Genomic DNA, 17085 nt, shown 5'->3' on the forward strand with positions numbered 1-17085 from the left:
TTGCGGTCATGAGGCCCGGGCCACGAATACGACGTTCACCTTGGACAACCGGAAGAATCCCTGCTGGTCGATAATCTCCTCAACCCGCTGTTGCACGTCGAGGAACAGTGCTGTGAACTGCTCCTCGCTGACGTTATCCCCCGCGACCTTCTCCAACCCTGCGTACCGGTGACCCGAGGCATAGAACTCCATGAAGGGCCGTGCTTCGTCGAAGCGTAACCAGTCCTCATAGGGGTGCTCAGTAACGTGGGGAAACTCCTGCTCCAGTATGGCCCGGCCGTTATGCGGTGAGAGAGTGCCGCGTCGGCCTTTCGGTGCACGCTCGATAACGTCTGCGGGAATGCCGACTGCGTGCATCGCCTCTTCATGCAGCTGGTACATTTCGGGCATCGAGTCCAGACCCTCAACAGTCACTACGGCCAGCCCGTCTTCGGCGGTGGCCCTTCGCAACTGGCTCACCATCTGACCCGGGTTATCGATGTAGTGAAAGAGGAAATTGGCCATGACGCAGTCGAACTGCGTCTCGATCAGGGTGTCCAATTGCCGGGCGTCGCCGTTGATGTAATCCACCGGAACCCAAGTGAAGTTCACATTCTCCTTCGCGACGTTGAGGATCTCCGCCGACTGGTCTATTGCTGTGATGCTCCCGGGATAGCGCATTCGCGACGCGACATCCCGCAAGACAAATCCGTTGCCGCACCCGACGTCGAGGACCGCCTCAGTACCGTCGAGATCAAGACAGGCCAAGGTATGGTCCACAAGGGTACGGGGGTTGGTTCGGTAGCGATTATGCGTCAACTGCTGGATCGCCAGTGGTTGATCGGTGCTGAAATGGCTGCGGAGGTAGTCATCTCCCAGCACAGACATCCAGTAGCGGGCACGTTCCTCATTGTCAACGGTTTGATTTGTCATCAACGGTGTTCTCCTCGGTTCCTGTTGTGGTGAAATCGCGGTAGGCCTGTGAGGCCATTGGCGCTTTGGCAAGGCTGTATTTGCCGTCGTAAAGTTCGATCCTTCCTCTCGGGACCCAATAGGTGACTTGTGCAATCCGCATGTGGGGGTACACGCGCAGCGGCAGAACCGAGTGCAGTTGAAAGGTGGTAGGACCGTGCGATCCCAGGTCAATCAGATCAGCTGTCACGTGGACGAACAGGCCAAGGCGGGCGATGCTTGATTTTGCCCGTACTATCGGCACGTAATGGTCGCTACCGACGTGCTCGACGCTGCCACCCAAGTAGATGCGGTCCGGCTGCAGGACCACGCCGTCAGGGCCGATTGTGATCTTGTCCACCGGGTTATCCTCCGCAACATCGAGGTGTCGGTTGCGATACACGAGTAACTGAGGCGCCAATCGCAAGTCGTAGCTATTGGGATTGACTTGGTTCGCCGCAAAGGGCGCAATTCGAATAGTCCCGTCGCGCACTTCCTGCTCGATCGCAGGTCCTGTGAGAATCATCGGTCGAACGCCTTCCTCATCGTGGTGGCCGAGGGCACAGTGGGCGGGGACAATGTCCCTAAAAGTCCCTCGTACAGGGACACTTCTCCGAGGGGAACCCAGAACGAGACCTGCCCACACGCCATCCCTGGATACACACGCAGAGGTTGAACGACGGTGATCTCGAGAGTCCACTGGTGTGACGCGCCTAGGTTGCCCAGGTCTGCAGACAGTTGCAGATACATGCCAAGTCGGCCAAGGCTGGATCGACCGATCAGTGAAGGGACGTAACAAGAACTCCCGATGCGTTCTACGGTGTTGCCAATGTAGAGCTGCCGCGGCTGTAGAACCAGACCCTCTGCAGGGATGACGACTTCATCGGGCGACGGCGGACGCAGGGAGTCGTGAACACCCGGCGGGTAGACGCGCAATGTCGGGCCCAGGTGGTAGTTGTAACTGTTCGGGTTGAGCATCGCAGATTCGAAGGGGGAGATAGTGATGTTGCCTCCCTCTACTTGGGTGCGGATCTCGTCGGCGGTGAGAATCATGAGGTGAGCCTCCGTTGAATGCTCCGACCAACGGCGTAGACGCCCATCACAGACAGCGCTGAGGCTCCGACGATGGTGGCCGTGCGTGCCGCGTCCCCCCAACCACTGGTAAGTATGAATGCGAAGAGAGATGAGATCAGAGCCCGGAGCAAGATGGCGTCGGCAACATAGCGCGTCTCCCGGCCCTCGGCTTGGTCTGCCTCGGAAGCGGCGGCCATAAGCTGACCGTAGAGCGTGGCAGACCCTAGCCCGAGCAGGAGTGCTCCAGCGATGAAAGCGACGATACTGCCCCCGAGCAGCCATGCCAACGTACCGAGACTGAGTACCAAGAAGGTTCCGCCAGCCCGCATCCAATGGCTTATCCGGATCGCCCAGGCGCTATCAGAGGCCAGGGCCGTTGCCAGAGCGGCGGCCACCGCCAGCGCAGCCGACGTCGAAGCCAGTGTCCCCGCCGCGCCCCCCGCCTCCCGGACTATTAGAGGTAAGACGGTTCGTACTGGATCAGCAAATGCGGCAAGTACGAGCAAAGTGATCAGCGGCAGCGACCGAACACTTATCAGCAAACCTCCTTGGTTCGGTTTCCAAGTGTCGTCTGCGTTGGCTCGCGTGGGGCTGGCCTTCGCGCACTGTGATTCCTCCGGCAACTTGGCCGCGGTCAGGGGGTACCGTCGTGTACCCCACCCGACGACGGCGGCCGCCGCCGCATTCGTTGCCATGTTCAGGCATGGCAGCAACCAGAGGAGTGAAGCGCTGCTGACGAAGATCGAGCCGACCAAAGGCCCGACAGCCGCCGCGAACTGGAACGCCGCGCTGTCGGCCATCAGACGCCGTGATCGTCCTGCCGGGTCGCCTCCCCACCGGGCCACAACTGTGACCCAAGATGGCCCGTTCAGGCCCCCCGCAAAAGTGGTGATACCCGCGAGCACCACAATGCCGACAGCATCATGAAAGCTGGGTTCGGGCGTTGCCTGCCCGGCGATCCAAACTCCAAGGCCAGCCAATCCGAGCCCCTCGAGCAGGAGCAGCAAGAGAGTGCTGCGCCGCAGTCCGAGCCAGTTGACGACCAGCGGATTGAGCCGGGTGCCGAGCATGAGTGTGGCTAGGAATACGCCTTGATTCACTCCGAGGAGGAGAGTCGGTAGCGAGGGCGTGCTCAAGAGCCAGATGGCAATAAACGTGTTCGTGCTGGTGCAGACGTTCGATGCAGCCTGCGTAATCACCAAGGGTACAAAGCCGCGGTCGCGAATCTTCATCGTTTGAGGGCGAGCAGCTGACGGGCCAACTTTCCGCCTAGTTGCTCTTCAATGCTCAGATCTGGATCGCCGTAGGTAAGCACCCAGTTTGGATGGTCCTCGGGACCGGTACCAGGTACGTTCTCAGTGCAATCAAGACCAAGAAGGTCTGGGTAGTAGATGCTGACGAGCTCTGGTTGTGAGGAGAACGCAAAAGTATAGATCGAGAGCAGCGCGTCCTCGACATCACTGTTTGGTCCAACCCCAAACTCGGCGAGGTCGCTGAATCGCTGCTTCTCCGCCTGCGTGAGGTCTCTTCCCAACCGACCCATGCTGTCCAGGAGGCGTAAATCCTCGCCGGTGATGAAACAGGCCGTGGAACTCGTGTCGTGGAAGGCAATCAGCAACATCGATTGCTCACGGCCTTCGGTGGTGAGACCTGTCCGTAGCGATCCGTCACTGCCGCGGGTCCACCAAACTACATCGGTGCCGTACACGCCACTCTCAGCAAGCACTTCGCGCAAACCGTCTGGAACATTGCCGAGATCCTCCCCGACCACCAACTTTCCCCGGTCAACAAGCTCGCGGATGGATTCCATTTGGGCCCCCACATCGAAGTGGACGTAGGTCCCGGCCCCATCCGGGAGCCGCGCCCATAGTCGTTGTATTCCCAACACGTGGTCTATGCGGACGCCCCCGACCGGTACGACGACGGTGGCTAATGCCAACGTCTGAGCGCAGGGACGGTGTTGATCACGATGCGGCACGGGGAAGGCGAGTCGCCAATTCTGACCATCTGGAACGTAGTCATCCGGTGGGGTACCGATGCTCAATGTACGGGAATAGCACCCAGAGAAGACTTCTTGGTCGATCCCGTCTTGAGAGGCGCCAACCTGAAGATCTGCAACAATTCCGATATCCATGCCGGCCGCGCGGAGCTCCTCGTGAGCAACAGTGAGTTGACCTTTGACAACGTGCTGTAACCAAACCAGGAATTCGACGTATTGCTTTTCGTCAAGCGTGCCGAAGTAGTGCGCAGCGACCCGTCTCTCCTGTAGGTACTGAACGAGTGCGGACGCCAGCAAGCCCTCCGATGAGCGTGGATCAATCCCGGATACCTGGGGCTCGTTATGCGCAAAGATGGATCGCAATGCCTCGGCCTTGAGTTTCAATACATCCAAGTCATTGCGACTTGCCGCGGAGCCTGCATTAAGTTGAGCACCGCGGCGGCATAGTTCCTTGCGGTCAGCTGGCGGGATTGAGGACCATCCGGCCACGGTAGTCACTTCAACATGCAGCAGGCTATACAGCAGGCGACTCACCGGTGAGTAGGGCGAAGGATCAAGTCCACCATCAGGAAGTATCGACTCCCAGTTGGTAGGGCCGATGGCCACGAAGTCAGCGCCATGCGTGACCACCTCCTGTCCCAGACGAACGAGAGATCCGTAGTCGCCGATTCCCCACGTGGAATCGTCAACGAGGGGAGCCAACTGCAGGTGCACACCCCATCGTCGACGTCGTGCCAATGGCGGGTTGTCAGCTTTGGGCCCCAAATCAAAGGGCATGATGTCACCACAGGCATCATTGAGCAATTGGCTTACGGTGTGCTGCACCTCAACGGGTACCTCGACGTGATCACCGTAGCGGTTCTCATATTCCCCCTGTACCGCGGATTCAGGAATCACCGGTGAGTCCCCGTCCACTTCGCGGTCCAGGCATGATGCCGACGCGACGAAAAGTAAGGGGCGGTGTGCGGAACCTTATAGACGGGCAGGACTGCCGTTGCGCCATCTCTCGCTTTAAGCCGGTGTGGTCCCTCACGCCTACCATGTCGCTCCTATCCGATGACGAAAGCCATGAAACCCTTCTGAGGAAGGCTAGGAGAGCTTTACAGGTTTAGTCAATGGAATTGACTAACTTTTGACATGACACTCTCATTTCCGTAAAAGCATGTACACTTCGGCTTCCTGATCCCCGTTGCGAGTGGCGGGACTGAGCGGTAAACCGTTACGAGGAACTCGAGGCCGGGGCGCGGGGAGCGCGTCTCTGGCCGTGTCGCTCGACGTCAGTGCGCTACTCGCGCCCGGCATTTGCGGTGACGCTGCTGAATGGCTGCTGGACCTGATTCCGGCAAAGCAAAAGGCCCCGCCTCCCTCATAAACAAAGGGAAGCAGGGCCTTTCTCATTGGCGGTGACGGTGGGATTTGAACCCACGTTGGCTTTTACACCAAACAACATTTCGAGTGTTGCACCTTCGGCCGCTCGGACACGTCACCAACTGAAATAGGGTACCGGAGTTGAGCCCTGTTCCCCAAAACGAGCCCCTGATGAGTTGCAAGGAGAACCAGCTAACGCGCCGGTAATACACAGCCAACTTCCGTCAGCAGCCCCCCACCGATAGATTCGTAAGCACCATGACTATCTCGCGCGAACAAGAACACGAAGCCCAGGCCTATTGGGTCACGGAAACGGGCGATGGCGAGCTGCGCCAGGAGGTCCTGCCAGCAAGGCAAGAAGGAGAAGCCCTGGTCAGGACGCTGTATTCGGGGGTCAGCCGCGGCACTGAGCGTGTTGTCCACGAGGGCCGCGTGCCGGAGCGAGTGGCTGACCTGATGCAGGCCCCGCACCAGGAAGGCGACTTCCCGGGGCCCGTCAAATACGGCTACCTGAACGTCGGCATTGTTGAAGAAGGCCCGGACGAATGGCGGGGAAAAACGGTCTTCAGCCTGCACCCACACCAGGACTACTATGTGGTCGCCACCAGCCAACTCACCGCAATCCCGGAGGACGTACCAGCACGTCGGGCTGTGCTCACCGGCATCGTTGAGGTGGCCATCAACGCCCTCTGGGAAGCCGGCCCGAGGCTGGGTGACCGTGTCGCCGTCGTCGGTGGTGGCTTGGTGGGCGGTGTCCTGGCGACGCTCCTGCGGAAGTATCCGCTGGGCCGCCTGCAACTGGTGGACGCCGACCCCGGGAAGCGAAAGCTGGCGGAAACCATCGACGTGGACTTCGCACTTCCCGATGAAGCGAAGGACGACAACGACATCGTCTTCCACTGCTCCGCCTCCAATGAGGGCCTCAAGTTGAGCCTCCAGCTGGCCGGCGACGACTCCGATGTCATTGAACTTTCCTGGTTTGCCGACAAAGAAGTCACCCTGCCACTCGGCGAGGACTTCCATGCCCGCAGGCTGAACATCCGTTCCAGCCAAGTGGGTGCTGTCGCCCTGCCCAGACGGCACCGGCGAACCAACGCCCAGCGCTTGGAACAGGCGGCACTCGAATTAAGGGATCCGCTGTTCGACACGTTCCTGACCAGCGAATGCCTGTTCAGGAACCTGCCCACCACACTCACAAAATTGTTAGAACGGCCCGGCGGTTTCTGCCATGTGGTCGCGTACCCCAACCCGGAGGATTAATTCATGTTCAGCCTGACCGTCCGACGCCACTTCATGGTCGCCCACAGCCTTCCCCGCGAAGCGTTTGGCCCAGCCCAGGGCCTCCACGGTGCCACGTTCGTCGCTGAAGTCACCTTCCGCCGCCCCACCCTCAACGACGACGCAATCGTCCTGGACATAGGTGCCGCCGGCGGCATCCTTGAGGAAGTGCTCGCCGACTTGAATTACAAGAACCTCGACGAACACCCCGCCTTCAAGGGCAAGCTCTCCACCACGGAGGCTCTCGCGAAGCACATCGCCGACGCCATGGCCGCCCAAATCCAGGACACGGCGGACGGTCCGGCACTCACTGGCATCGACGTCGTCCTCCGCGAGAACCCTGATGCCTGGGCGGGCTACTCGCTGGAGCTCCCGGTCAAGTAAGTGCACATCCGCTTCCTGGTCCCTGGGAACGTCCGGCACGGTTCCGGCGGCAACAAGTACAACGCCAAGCTCGCGGAGCACCTGACTGCCCTCGGCGTCAACGTTGAGACAGTAACGGTCGACGGCGATTGGCCGGTTGGCAGCCCCATGGACCGGCAGCGGTTCGCTGACATGCTCGACGGCGGCACAACGGTGATGGCCGACGGCTTGGTAGCCAGTGGGGCGCCGGACGAGATCGCCGCAGCGGTCAATGCCGGGACGAAGGTCTGGATTCTGTCGCACATGGCGTTGGCGGACCACCATGACCTTGAGGCGAAGGCGCTGGCTGCAGCAACCGGGATCATTTGTCCGAGCGCCCACGCCGCCGGGGAACTGCGAGCCAGGCATGGGACGCCGTACATCGTCGTCGCTACGCCCGGTGCTGAGCGGGCAAACCCCGCAGAAGGATCCGAACCACAGCACATCGTGGCGGTTGCCGCGTTGCTGCCCAACAAGTGCCAAACACTCCTGGTAGAGGCGCTCAGCCGGTTACAGGATCTGGCTTGGACCGCAGCTCTCATAGGCTCCCACGACGCTGATCCGAGCTATGCGGCCGTGGTGAGGGCCGCCGTCGAGCATTACGGTCTCGAAAACCGAATCAGCATCACTGGCGAGCTGACCGGCGATGCGCTCGAAGAGCAATGGCACAGGGCAGACCTGAGTGTTCTGATTTCACGCTCCGAAAGCTTCGGGATGTCCGTCACGGAATCGTTGGCTCATGGCATCCCCGTGCTTGTACGGCAGGGGACCGGCGCAGTGGAAGCACTGGGTGACACAGGGGCGGGCGCGGCCCTGGATCTCAGTGACCCAGGCACCCTCGCCAGCACCCTCCGGACCTGGCTCTCCGATCACGCACTCCAAGAACGATGGCGCAGCAGAGCCCTCACGGCCCGGGAGCATCTCCACGGCTGGGACACCACTGCCGCCACCGTCCTTGAGACTCTTGAACGCCCACCGAGGTGACAGTAAAAGCCCATCCCGGGCACCCGGATCGGCATTAAGTGCCAACTCGCGGGGGAGTCAGGGCACGCGGTGCGTTGCGAAGAAGCCCCTCAGCAGCGCTGCGCACTCCTCCTCGCGGACGCCCGCGTAGACCTCCACCCAGTGATTGAGGCGGCGCTCGCGGAGGATATCGAACACAGAACCCACCGCTCCGGCCTTCTCGTCCCACGCGCCAAACACGACGCGGGGAATACGGGCCAGGACAATCGCCCCGGCACACATGGCACACGGCTCAAGGGTGACCACCAAAGTGCAATCCTCCAAGCGCCAGCCATCTCCATCGGAACCCGCATCGTGAGCGCGCTGACGCAGCGAAGCAGCAGCCTGACGAATGGCCACCACCTCCGCGTGGGCCGTCGGGTCTCCGAGCGCTTCCCGTTCGTTGCGTCCGGAACCCAGCACCCCGCCGTCGGGCCCCAACACCACGGCACCGATCGGTACGTCGTCCGTTTTCAGCGCCAACCGGGCCTCGTCCAGGGCAAGGCCCATCCAGGCCATGTGTTCTGCGTGATACGGCTCGGTGGCGCTCATGTCTCAATGATAGTTTTGGGGGATGCGCACACTCGTCGTGGACCACCCGCTGGTCGCTCACAAGCTCACCGTTCTGCGGGATAAGAACACCCCTTCACCGGTCTTCCGGCAACTCACTGAAGAACTCGTCACCCTCCTGGCCTATGAAGCCACCCGCGAGGTCAAGACGCAGCCAGTCGAGATCGAGACCCCCGTGACAAAAACCGTGGGCACGGCTTTCACCAAGCCCACGCCGCTGGTGGTCCCCATCCTGCGCGCCGGCCTCGGCATGCTGGAGGGCATGACCAAGCTGGTCCCCACCGCCGAGGTGGGTTTCCTGGGCATGGCCCGTGATGAAGAAACCTTGGACATCATCACCTACGCTGAGCGGCTCCCCGAGGACCTCACCGGCCGGCAGATCTTCGTCCTGGACCCCATGCTCGCCACCGGCGGCACCCTGCGTGAGGCTATCAAGTTCCTCTTCAAGCGCGGCGCCTCGGACGTTACCTGCATCTGCCTGCTTGCTGCTCCGGAGGGGCTGTCCAAGCTGGAAGAAGAGCTCTCCGACGCCAACGTGAAAATCGTCCTGGCCTCGATTGACGAGAAGCTCAACGAAAAGTCGTACATCGTGCCGGGCCTCGGCGACGCCGGCGACCGCCTCTACGGCGTCGCAGTTTAGGGAGCCCCCTACCGGTTTCCCACGCGCCCCGTTAGCCTGTGGCGCATGGACTGGAAACTTGAACTGGTGTTTGTCCCTGTGTCCGACGTCGACCGCGCGAAGGATTTCTACGTCAACAAGGTTGGTTTCAACGCCGATTTCGATGAGCGTCCCATGGACGGCATCCGTTTCGTGCAGCTGACACCGCCGGGTTCGGCGTGTTCCATCGCCATCGGGGAGGGCCTCAGCGATGCCCCTCCCGGGACAGCGCCAAGCCTCCAAGTGGTGGTGGCGGACATCAACAAGGCGCATGAGCAGCTCAAGGCCAACGGCGTGGACGTCAGCGATATCGACGTCCAGGATTGGGGCCACTTCGTTTACTTCGCAGACCCCGACGGCAACAAATGGGCGGTGCAATACATCCCGCAGCGGCCGAACGGCTAAGTCACACTTCGCCGCCATACGCCGGATGTGCGGCAGGATGGACCCATGAGCCATCCTGCCGAACCCGCCTCCCAGCAATCAGTGTTGACCGTCCGCGCGGTCCTTTTCGACATGGACGGCACGCTGGTGGACTCAACGGCGATCGTTGAGCAAGTGTGGCTCGAGTTCGCCGAGCGCTACGGCTTGGATTACAACGAGATCCTGCGCACCTCGCACGGCGTCCAGGCCGGTGATACTGTTCGCCGGTATGCGCCCGCTGGCGCTGATTTCGAGGCATTGACGGCCGAGCTCGGCGAGATGGAACGCTCCCGTACCGATGGCGTCATTGCGCTTCCCGGAGCAGAAGCCCTGCTGGCGCGGCTGCCCGATGACGCCATCGCGTTGGTTACCTCCGCAGACCGGACCCTTGCCGATATCCGCATGCAGGCGGCCGGGCTCGCCATACCGTCCACAACGGTCACAGCGGAATCCGTCACGCGCGGCAAGCCGCATCCGGAAGGCTATCTCAAGGCGGCGGCGCTCCTGGGAGCCGACCCGGCCGACGTCGTGGTTTTCGAAGACGCGCCTGCCGGCATCGCCGCCGCGCGCGCCGCGGGGATGCGGACCGTTGTGGTGGGCAAGGCCGCTGCCAGGCACAATGCGGAGCTGGAGCCGGGCATGTGGCGGATCCCGGACTACTCGGCGGTCACCGTCACCGCAGTGAAGGACGACGACGGCGGCCACCTCCTGACGCTGACCCTTTAGCCCTTTCTGCGCGGTCTGTTCCAAGCGGTGAACCGGGCGTAGGCTGTGCGCATGTCTGCGATGCCGGAGGCGTACGGTGCTGCATTGGAGCGGGCCATGGTCCACGCCGGTGAGTGGCTTGCGTCGGTTCCCACCCGTTCTGTCCGCCCTTCATCCGACGCCGACCAGGTGGCCAAGAGCATCCTGCCGCGTCTCCCCGACGGAGCAACCGATGCCGCGGAGGTAGTGGACGAGCTGGCCGCGCTGGCTGAGCCCGGCTTGATGGCGATCCAGTCCGGACGGTTTTTTGGGTGGGTCATGGGCGGAACTTTGCCCGCCGCCATGGCCGCTGATTGGCTCGTCTCTGCCTGGGACCAAAACACCGGGCTCCGGTTCGCCACTCCCGCCGCCGCTGCCATCGAGGAATCGGCCGCCGCCTGGCTTTTGGACCTCCTGCACCTGCCCGCGACTGCCGACGTCGGATTCACCACGGGTGCCACAACCGCTAACTTCGTGGGGTTGGCAGCGGGCCGCCAATACCTGATGGACGAGGCCGGATGGGACCTCGAAGCGCTCGGTCTCAGCGGCGCACCGCGCATCACAACCTTTGCCGGCCGGGAACGGCATGCCGCAGTGGATCTGGCATTGCGATACCTCGGTTTGGGCGCCTGTGTTCCGGTAGACGCCGACGACGAGGGCCGGATCTTCCCCGACGCCCTTGCTGATGCCATGGATCAGCAACCGGGGCCATCGTTGGTCTGCCTGCAAGCCGGCAACCTCCACTCCGGGGCATTTGATCCCATGGAGGAAGCCATAGCTGTGGCACACGATCGCGGCGCGTGGGTGCACGTTGATGGTGCCTTTGGTTTGTGGGCCGCTGTGAGCCCGAGGCTGCGAGGCCGACTGGCGGGTGTGGAAGACGCAGATTCGTGGGCAACGGATGCCCATAAGACCCTGAATGTCCCTTACGACTGTGGCTTGGCAATAGTGGCACGCCCGGAAGCCCTGAGGCGTGCCTTCAGCGTTCACACGAGTTACCTCATTGCCACTGATGCCGGGCCTGGGGATCCTTTCGAGAAAGTTCCGGAGATGTCCCGCCGCGCCCGGGGCATCCCGGTCTGGGCTGCACTCAGGCAGCTGGGCCGGGACGGCGTGATTTCCATGGTTGAGCGCCTGGCAGCAAATGCCCGTGCTTTGGCTGAAGGACTGTCCTCGATCCCTGGCGTGGAGGTGCTCAACGACGTCGTGTTCACGCAGGTCTCGGTGTGTTTCGGAAGCGATGACCGTACGCACCGGATCACCCAGCGGCTCATGGCCGAAGGCGCGGTCTGGATGTCCGGTTCGTCGTGGCGTGGCCGCGAGATCTTACGGATTTCGGTGAGCAATTGGACTACGGACGCCGGGGATGTCGCCGCGTCCGTCGCAGCCGTGCGGGGAGCGGTGAAGGCCGAACCGGAGGCATAGCGTTCTACGGCCACGCACCTGTGAAACGGCAAAGCCGCGCCCGTTCCCGCCATCCGCTCCAGTGGGTACTGGTGCGAACGGCGGCAACGGGCGCGGCAATCAAGCAGTCTGGCTTAGTACCAGTTGTTGGCCAAGTGGAAGCCCAGAGCGGCGGACGGGGATCCGTAGCGCTCCTTGATGTAGTTCAGGCCCCACTTGATTTGGGTCTGGTAGTTGGTTTCCCAGTCAGGACCAACGGTAGCCATCTTGGAAGCAGGCAGGGACTGGACGATGCCGTAGGCGCCGCTGGAAGCGTTCATCGCCGTGGTCTTCCAGTTCGATTCCTTCTCCCACAGCGTGTTCAGGGCAGTCATTTCGCCCGGGCCCCAGCCGTAGTTGCCAAGCATGCTCAGTGCGTACGCCTTGGCAGCAGCGGGGTCGTCCACGGCCTTGGGGGCGGCAGCAGCAGCTGCGGCTTCCGCGGCGGCGGCGGCAGCAGCGGCGTCGGCGGCTTGCTTGGCAGCAGCGTCAGCAGCAGCCTTCTCAGCGGCGGCTTGGGCGGCAGCTTGGTCTGCGGCAGCCTTTTCGGCGGCGGCCTGCGCGGCTGCGGCCTGGTCAGCGGCAGCCTTCTCGGCGGCAGCCTTGTCAGCAGCTGCCTTTTCCGCGGCGGCCCTGTCGGCTGCGCCCTTTTCGGCGGCAGCATCCAGGGAAGCGGAGATCTCGGCCGACTTGTTCGTGTTGACCTGCGCACTGGACTGGGTTCCGGCTACGCGGCTGGCCTCGGGGAGGGTCAGTGCGGCGTTTGCGGCGGTTCCGAGCGATGCAACGCCCAGTGCAGCTGCCACGACACCGGCTACGACGGACATGCGGTGGCCGGACTTACCCTGGCGGGCTGCGTTCTTGAGGACAGACTGCGACTTGGTGTGCGGTGCGTTGTGTTCGTCGCGGCGACGCGCGGAAGGGCGCGTCTGATCGTTAAATTCAGACATGTGATTACCTCTCAGCGCCTGCGGAGTTAGCTGTCGGGTTCGGATGAGGTCATCCGGCCGCGCATCATGCTGCGGCTTCACCCCAAGGGCCGGCCAAAAAGGCCTGGGCCCGGAGACTCTGGGTCCCCCGTCTCTGCCTCGGAGAAAGAACGGACTCCGGGAAGTGGCAGAGCTCGGCGCATCCCGGATGTGGGCCTGCTAGGGACGACCCACCCTTTCGACGGTACAGGAGGATTCCACAGAAGTCACATTTAGGTAACAGAGATCACGACGCCGGTGAGTCGCCTTGCCCGATTCGTTATAGGCCTTCGGTGTTCACGGTAGGGAGTCGGAGGGTGAATTCCGTGCGACCCGGCCGCGAGGTCACTTCCACGCTACCGCCATGCGCTGAAACGATGGCCTCCACAATGGACAAGCCGAGTCCGGAGGTGCCCTCAGAGCCCGATCTTGCGGCATCAGCGCGGGCAAACCGGGAGAAGATCCTGCCTTGGAAGTCTTTCGGAATTCCGGGGCCGTTATCCGTCACTGTCACCACGGCACTGCCATCGGCGGAGAGCATGACGCCTGTGACCACGGTAGTACCTGGATCCGTGTGTTTGCGGGCATTGGACAACAAATTGCCCAGCACCTGATGAAGTTGGGTGGCATCGCCGCGCACAGTGATGGGCTCATCAGGGAGCTGGAGCTGCCAGATGTGATCCGACGCCATGACTTTCTCGTCACTGACCGTTTCGATCACGAGCTGTGTCAGGTCCACGTCCTCAACTTTGACAGGCTGTCCCTCGTCCAACCGCGCCAGTAGAAGAAGGTCCTCCACCAAGGTGGTCATGCGTTCGGACTGGCTTTGGACACGCGCCAGCGACTTCCGGCCATCCTCGGTGAAGTTCTCCGTCATCCTTAGTAGCTCGGTGTAGCCCCGGATGGCGGTCAGGGGAGTCCGCAGTTCGTGCGAGGCATCGGCCACGAACTGGCGCACCTTGGTTTCGCTTTCCTGCCGTGCTTCCAGCGCGCTCGAAACGTTGTTCAGCATCTGGTTCAAGGCATAGCCGACGCTGCCCACTTCCGTTCCGGGGTGGGATGCCGACGGCGGTACGCGCACCGCAAGTGCCACCTCGCCGGCGTCGAGAGGCAGGCGCGAAACCTTCGTGGCCACCTCGGAGAGCTGCTCAAGAGGACGCATGGTCCGGCGGATGATGACCGTTCCCACGAGCCCGATCACCACCAGCCCAGCCAGCGAGACCAGCACCATGGTCCACACCAGCGAGGCTTCTGCGCTCTGCTTGTCCTCCAGCGGCAGGCCCGTCACAATCACGTCGCCATAAGTGGTTTCGACTGCCACAAGCCGGTAATCGCCGTTGGACAGCGATCGGTCCACGGGTTGGTTGTCCGTGGGAAGCGACACCAGGACCTGCTCATCGTCTGCTGAGAGCGAGACGCGGTGACCTTGGGCGTCGATCAAACCCGAGCTTCGCACGGTGGAGCCGTCGATCCTCGCGTTGAGCGTGCCTGCCGCCTGCCCGCGCGCCTCCAAAGGATCCGGCCTGCCGGGGGATGACGGAAAGTTCGACGGCGGCCTGCCGAAGTCATTCGCGCGGCTGGACGCCTGCTCCAACTGCCTGTCGAGCTGCCTGTTGAAGACCATGTCCATGGACGCGTAGCTGACCACCCCCACAGCAGCGCAAATGGCGATCAATAGTGCCATGGCCACCAGGACCAAGCGTGTACGCAGGTGCCAGGTGGAGGGATTGAGCCAACTGAGCTGAGTCTGTCCGGCCGACACTCCGGACTTCCTGGCCATTCGCGAGAGGGTGCCCAAGGGCTAGTCCGCAGGCTTGATGACGTAGCCGGCACCCCGGATGGTATGGATCATCGGGGGATGGTCGGCTTCGATCTTCTTGCGCAGATAAGAGATGTAGAGCTCCACGATGTTGGCCTGGCCGCCGAAGTCGTAATCCCACACACGGTCCAGGATCTGGGCTTTGCTGACAACTCGTTTGGGGTTCTCCATGAGGTAGCGCAGTAGCTCGAACTGGGTGGCGGTGAGCGGAATATCCTGGCCGGCGCGGGTTACTTCCCGGGTATCTACGTTGAGCGTGAGGTCGCCGACCACCAGCTCGGCGGTGTCCATGGCAGCTACGCCCGAGCGCTGGACCAGGCGGTGGAGGCGCAGGAGGACTTCTTCCATGCTGAAGGGTTTAGTGACGTAGTCGTCCCCGCCTGCCGCGAGTCCGACAATGCGGTCTTGCACGGCGTCCTTGGCGGTGAGGAACAGGGCGGGAACCTCCGGGGCGAAGGTGCGGATGCGGTTGAGGACCTCCACGCCGTCGAATCCGGGAAGCATGACATCCAGGACCAGTACGTCAGGGCGGAAGTCCTTGGCTAGCTTTACTGCTTCCGGACCATCGCCGGCGATCGCAACAGACCAGCCTGCCATGCGCAGGCCCATGCTCATCAGCTCAGCGAGGCTGGGTTCGTCATCCACCACCAGGGCACGGATGGGGGAGCCGTCCGGATGGGAGAGCTCGGGAAGGTTGTTGGTCATGGAGTGCGAGGAGGCCATGGGATAACTCTCCGTTCTGCTTGTTTGCCAACGCTTTGCCCATCCTGTGAAGACGCTGTGAGATCAGACTAGCGAGGAGGGGGCTGGCGGACACGCTTCCGCGCCCAAGGTTTCCGGCGGCCCGGGTTCAGCCGCGTTCTACGGCTTGTAGCAGATTTTCTGCTGAAAATTGCTTGTGACGATCAGCTCCGATTGGACAACAAGTGTTTCAGATCGTGAGATTCCGTCGATAGAGGGTTAGTGGAAACGGACATGCACATCATCCCCGATATGCCGAAGAATATTCAGTAGATGGCAAATATTTCCCGACTACACCGAATGAAATGGCGTTCATTTACCGACCCTACTGAATTGTGATTTGCGACACAATAGACCTCTGTGTCTCAAAATGTGGACGGTTCGGCGCTTTGTTACTTGCGTGTTGCCTTTGTTACGTTGCACACTTCCAATGTGAACAAGAACTCAACAGCACCTGCAGCCGCAGCAACCTGGCCCAGCGCACCCGCTGGCCATGATGACCGCTGTTGTCGAATGCAAGCCTAACTTTCCACCCCAAAAAAGTTTCAGGCATTCGCCCCCTAGCCCAGCGTTGGGCGCCCATCCCCAAACTCATTGCGGGGACAACCAGCATTCGAAGCCGCGATGACGGCTATTCACTTTTGAGGTAAGCACTCCATGTCAGTTGCATCTGGATACGTCCACATCTCCGTCCGTAACGCCAACAAGGCCGCGTCAAACGCAGGGCTTCGCCCCGGCTTCGGCAACCGCCCCGGCTACTCTCCCGCTCCGCAAGGGGCAGGGCAGCAGGCTCCCGGATACGTGCCGCAGGGCTACAACCCCAACTCTTACGGCCAGCTGCGCGCTGTCCCCACAGCAGAGCCGGCGCCGATGACTGCGCCCACCCCGGTGATTGCGCAGTCGGACAAGCTCCGCCCCGTTGCCAACGACAATGTGGCCCGCGGATTCGTCCTCTACATGGGCATTGACGAAGAAACCGCAGCTGCCGCCGGTACCTCCATTGCCAAGCTTGCCCAGGAAATCCGGGCTTACGCTCAGTCCCTCGTGACCGGCGCCGAGAGCTATGCCGCCGTCGCAGTTGCCCCCGCCGGGGCACCCGGGTCCGCACTCGACGTCGTGCGTTCCACCTTCGGCGACCCCACGGTCGCCGCCCGCCAGCGCACCGAAGCCGCCCGCCCGGCGCCCCAGCAGGAAGCCCGTCCGTCCGGCGTCCTGATCGACCTCGCCCGCCGCGAAGTGCACCTCGATGGCGAATCGCTGAACCTGACATTCAAGGAATTCGAGCTCCTCAACTACCTGGTCGAGAACGGCACCCGCACCGTGGGCCGTGACGAACTCCTTGAGGGCCTATGGCGCAACGCCGAAGAGGTGCCCAACGAGCGCACCATCGACGTGCACATCCGCCGCCTCCGTTCCAAGCTTGGCCGCCTCGCGAACACGGTCCGCACGGTCCGCGGCCAGGGCTACCGTTTCTACGAGCACCCCGAAGTTATCGTTTGGGCAGCACCTGAATACTCGATCTAAGTAGCACAACGCCGAAAGGCGGCATCATCCCTCTGCGCCTGCGCTCATTCTTCGCGCGACAACGGCGCTATAGGGATATGCCGCCTTTCGGCTTTTAATCTCGAGGAAACCGTGTGCCTCTACCACCCACATTGGCCGCCAA

18 protein-coding genes, 1 tRNA gene and 1 riboswitch are annotated in these 17085 nt (G+C 62.1%); of the genes, 9 read left to right on the plus strand and 10 right to left on the minus strand.

Annotated elements, in window-relative coordinates; genetic code table 11:
• Nucleotides 1–6: 6 nt before the first annotated feature.
• From KCX59_RS04115 to KCX59_RS04135, 5 genes are read right to left on the minus strand one after another with little or no spacing between them, the layout of a single operon-like run.
• Complete coding sequence (locus tag KCX59_RS04115) at nucleotides 7–912, minus strand: class I SAM-dependent methyltransferase (RefSeq protein WP_179018735.1); 906 nt, start codon at nucleotides 910–912, stop codon at nucleotides 7–9.
• The gene (locus KCX59_RS04120; RefSeq protein WP_179018733.1) at nucleotides 893–1456 is read right to left on the minus strand and encodes a dCTP deaminase; all 564 of its coding nucleotides are present in this window, start codon (nucleotides 1454–1456) and stop codon (nucleotides 893–895) included. The genes KCX59_RS04115 and KCX59_RS04120 overlap by 20 nt, the downstream gene beginning before the upstream one ends.
• Nucleotides 1453–1983, minus strand: coding sequence for a dCTP deaminase (locus KCX59_RS04125; RefSeq protein ID WP_179018731.1), 531 nt, complete (start codon nucleotides 1981–1983; stop codon nucleotides 1453–1455). Before KCX59_RS04125 ends, KCX59_RS04120 begins: the two co-directional genes overlap by 4 nt.
• On the minus strand, nucleotides 1980–3236 hold the full coding sequence (locus tag KCX59_RS04130; protein ID WP_179018729.1) for a hypothetical protein: 1257 nt from the start codon (nucleotides 3234–3236) through the stop codon (nucleotides 1980–1982). The genes KCX59_RS04125 and KCX59_RS04130 overlap by 4 nt, the downstream gene beginning before the upstream one ends.
• Entirely contained in the window at nucleotides 3233–4717 is a 1485-nt protein-coding gene (locus KCX59_RS04135; protein ID WP_370629227.1) for a 4-alpha-glucanotransferase, read from the minus strand. The genes KCX59_RS04130 and KCX59_RS04135 overlap by 4 nt, the downstream gene beginning before the upstream one ends.
• Between KCX59_RS04135 and KCX59_RS04140 the strand changes: the two genes are divergently transcribed.
• A complete protein-coding gene (locus KCX59_RS04140; protein WP_256871574.1) occupies nucleotides 4622–4906 on the plus strand; it encodes a hypothetical protein in 285 nt (94 codons plus the stop codon). The two genes, KCX59_RS04135 and KCX59_RS04140, sit on opposite strands and share 96 nt — an antisense overlap.
• Nucleotides 4907–5401: 495 nt before the next feature.
• Here KCX59_RS04140 and KCX59_RS04145 read toward each other — a convergent pair.
• A tRNA-Ser gene (locus KCX59_RS04145) sits at nucleotides 5402–5491 on the minus strand.
• Nucleotides 5492–5629: 138 nt separating this feature from the next.
• Here KCX59_RS04145 and KCX59_RS04150 point away from each other — a divergent pair.
• The 3 genes from KCX59_RS04150 to KCX59_RS04160 are packed head-to-tail and all read left to right on the plus strand — an operon-like array spanning nucleotide 5630 to nucleotide 8035.
• Nucleotides 5630–6631, plus strand: a complete 1002-nt coding sequence (locus KCX59_RS04150; RefSeq protein WP_179018725.1) for a zinc-dependent alcohol dehydrogenase — start codon at nucleotides 5630–5632, stop codon at nucleotides 6629–6631.
• A 3-nt stretch (nucleotides 6632–6634) separates the two neighbouring features.
• Nucleotides 6635–7033, plus strand: a complete 399-nt coding sequence (locus KCX59_RS04155; protein ID WP_179018723.1) for a 6-pyruvoyl trahydropterin synthase family protein — start codon at nucleotides 6635–6637, stop codon at nucleotides 7031–7033.
• A complete protein-coding gene (locus KCX59_RS04160) occupies nucleotides 7034–8035 on the plus strand; it encodes a glycosyltransferase family 4 protein (RefSeq protein WP_434122629.1) in 1002 nt (333 codons plus the stop codon).
• A gap of 57 nt (nucleotides 8036–8092) precedes the next feature.
• On the opposite strand, the gene KCX59_RS04165 is transcribed toward KCX59_RS04160, so the two are convergent.
• Nucleotides 8093–8605, minus strand: coding sequence for a nucleoside deaminase (locus KCX59_RS04165; RefSeq protein ID WP_178993360.1), 513 nt, complete (start codon nucleotides 8603–8605; stop codon nucleotides 8093–8095).
• Between the two features lie 22 nt (nucleotides 8606–8627).
• On the opposite strand from KCX59_RS04165, the gene upp reads away from it, so the two are divergent.
• From upp to KCX59_RS04185, 4 genes are read left to right on the plus strand one after another with little or no spacing between them, the layout of a single operon-like run.
• The gene (gene upp / locus KCX59_RS04170) at nucleotides 8628–9263 is read left to right on the plus strand and encodes a uracil phosphoribosyltransferase (RefSeq protein ID WP_091465380.1); all 636 of its coding nucleotides are present in this window, start codon (nucleotides 8628–8630) and stop codon (nucleotides 9261–9263) included.
• A gap of 45 nt (nucleotides 9264–9308) precedes the next feature.
• Entirely contained in the window at nucleotides 9309–9686 is a 378-nt protein-coding gene (locus KCX59_RS04175) for a VOC family protein (RefSeq protein ID WP_179018721.1), read from the plus strand.
• Between the two features lie 45 nt (nucleotides 9687–9731).
• Nucleotides 9732–10430, plus strand: a complete 699-nt coding sequence (locus KCX59_RS04180) for an HAD-IA family hydrolase (protein WP_179018719.1) — start codon at nucleotides 9732–9734, stop codon at nucleotides 10428–10430.
• 51 nt (nucleotides 10431–10481) lie between these two features.
• Nucleotides 10482–11873, plus strand: coding sequence for a pyridoxal phosphate-dependent decarboxylase family protein (locus tag KCX59_RS04185; protein ID WP_179018717.1), 1392 nt, complete (start codon nucleotides 10482–10484; stop codon nucleotides 11871–11873).
• A 113-nt stretch (nucleotides 11874–11986) separates the two neighbouring features.
• Here KCX59_RS04185 and KCX59_RS04190 read toward each other — a convergent pair whose 3' ends face one another.
• The 3 genes from KCX59_RS04190 to KCX59_RS04200 form a co-directional block, all read right to left on the minus strand.
• Nucleotides 11987–12841 carry a hypothetical protein gene (locus tag KCX59_RS04190; protein WP_179018715.1) on the minus strand — a complete coding sequence of 285 codons (855 nt, stop codon included), beginning with the start codon at nucleotides 12839–12841 and terminating at the stop codon, nucleotides 11987–11989.
• 3 nt (nucleotides 12842–12844) lie between these two features.
• Nucleotides 12845–13006: riboswitch (cyclic di-AMP (ydaO/yuaA leader) on the minus strand.
• A 133-nt stretch (nucleotides 13007–13139) separates the two neighbouring features.
• Nucleotides 13140–14639 (minus strand): sensor histidine kinase, encoded by a 1500-nt coding sequence (locus tag KCX59_RS04195; RefSeq protein ID WP_179018713.1) that lies wholly within the window; start codon nucleotides 14637–14639, stop codon nucleotides 13140–13142.
• Nucleotides 14640–14660: 21 nt separating this feature from the next.
• Nucleotides 14661–15401 carry a response regulator transcription factor gene (locus KCX59_RS04200; RefSeq protein WP_179018711.1) on the minus strand — a complete coding sequence of 247 codons (741 nt, stop codon included), beginning with the start codon at nucleotides 15399–15401 and terminating at the stop codon, nucleotides 14661–14663.
• A 675-nt stretch (nucleotides 15402–16076) separates the two neighbouring features.
• Here KCX59_RS04200 and KCX59_RS04205 point away from each other — a divergent pair.
• On the plus strand, nucleotides 16077–16943 hold the full coding sequence (locus KCX59_RS04205; protein ID WP_017198144.1) for a winged helix-turn-helix domain-containing protein: 867 nt from the start codon (nucleotides 16077–16079) through the stop codon (nucleotides 16941–16943).
• Nucleotides 16944–17085: the final 142 nt, after the last annotated feature.

The sequence above is a fragment of the Paenarthrobacter nitroguajacolicus genome, assembly GCF_051027655.1.
GTDB lineage: Bacteria > Actinomycetota > Actinomycetes > Actinomycetales > Micrococcaceae > Arthrobacter > Arthrobacter nitroguajacolicus.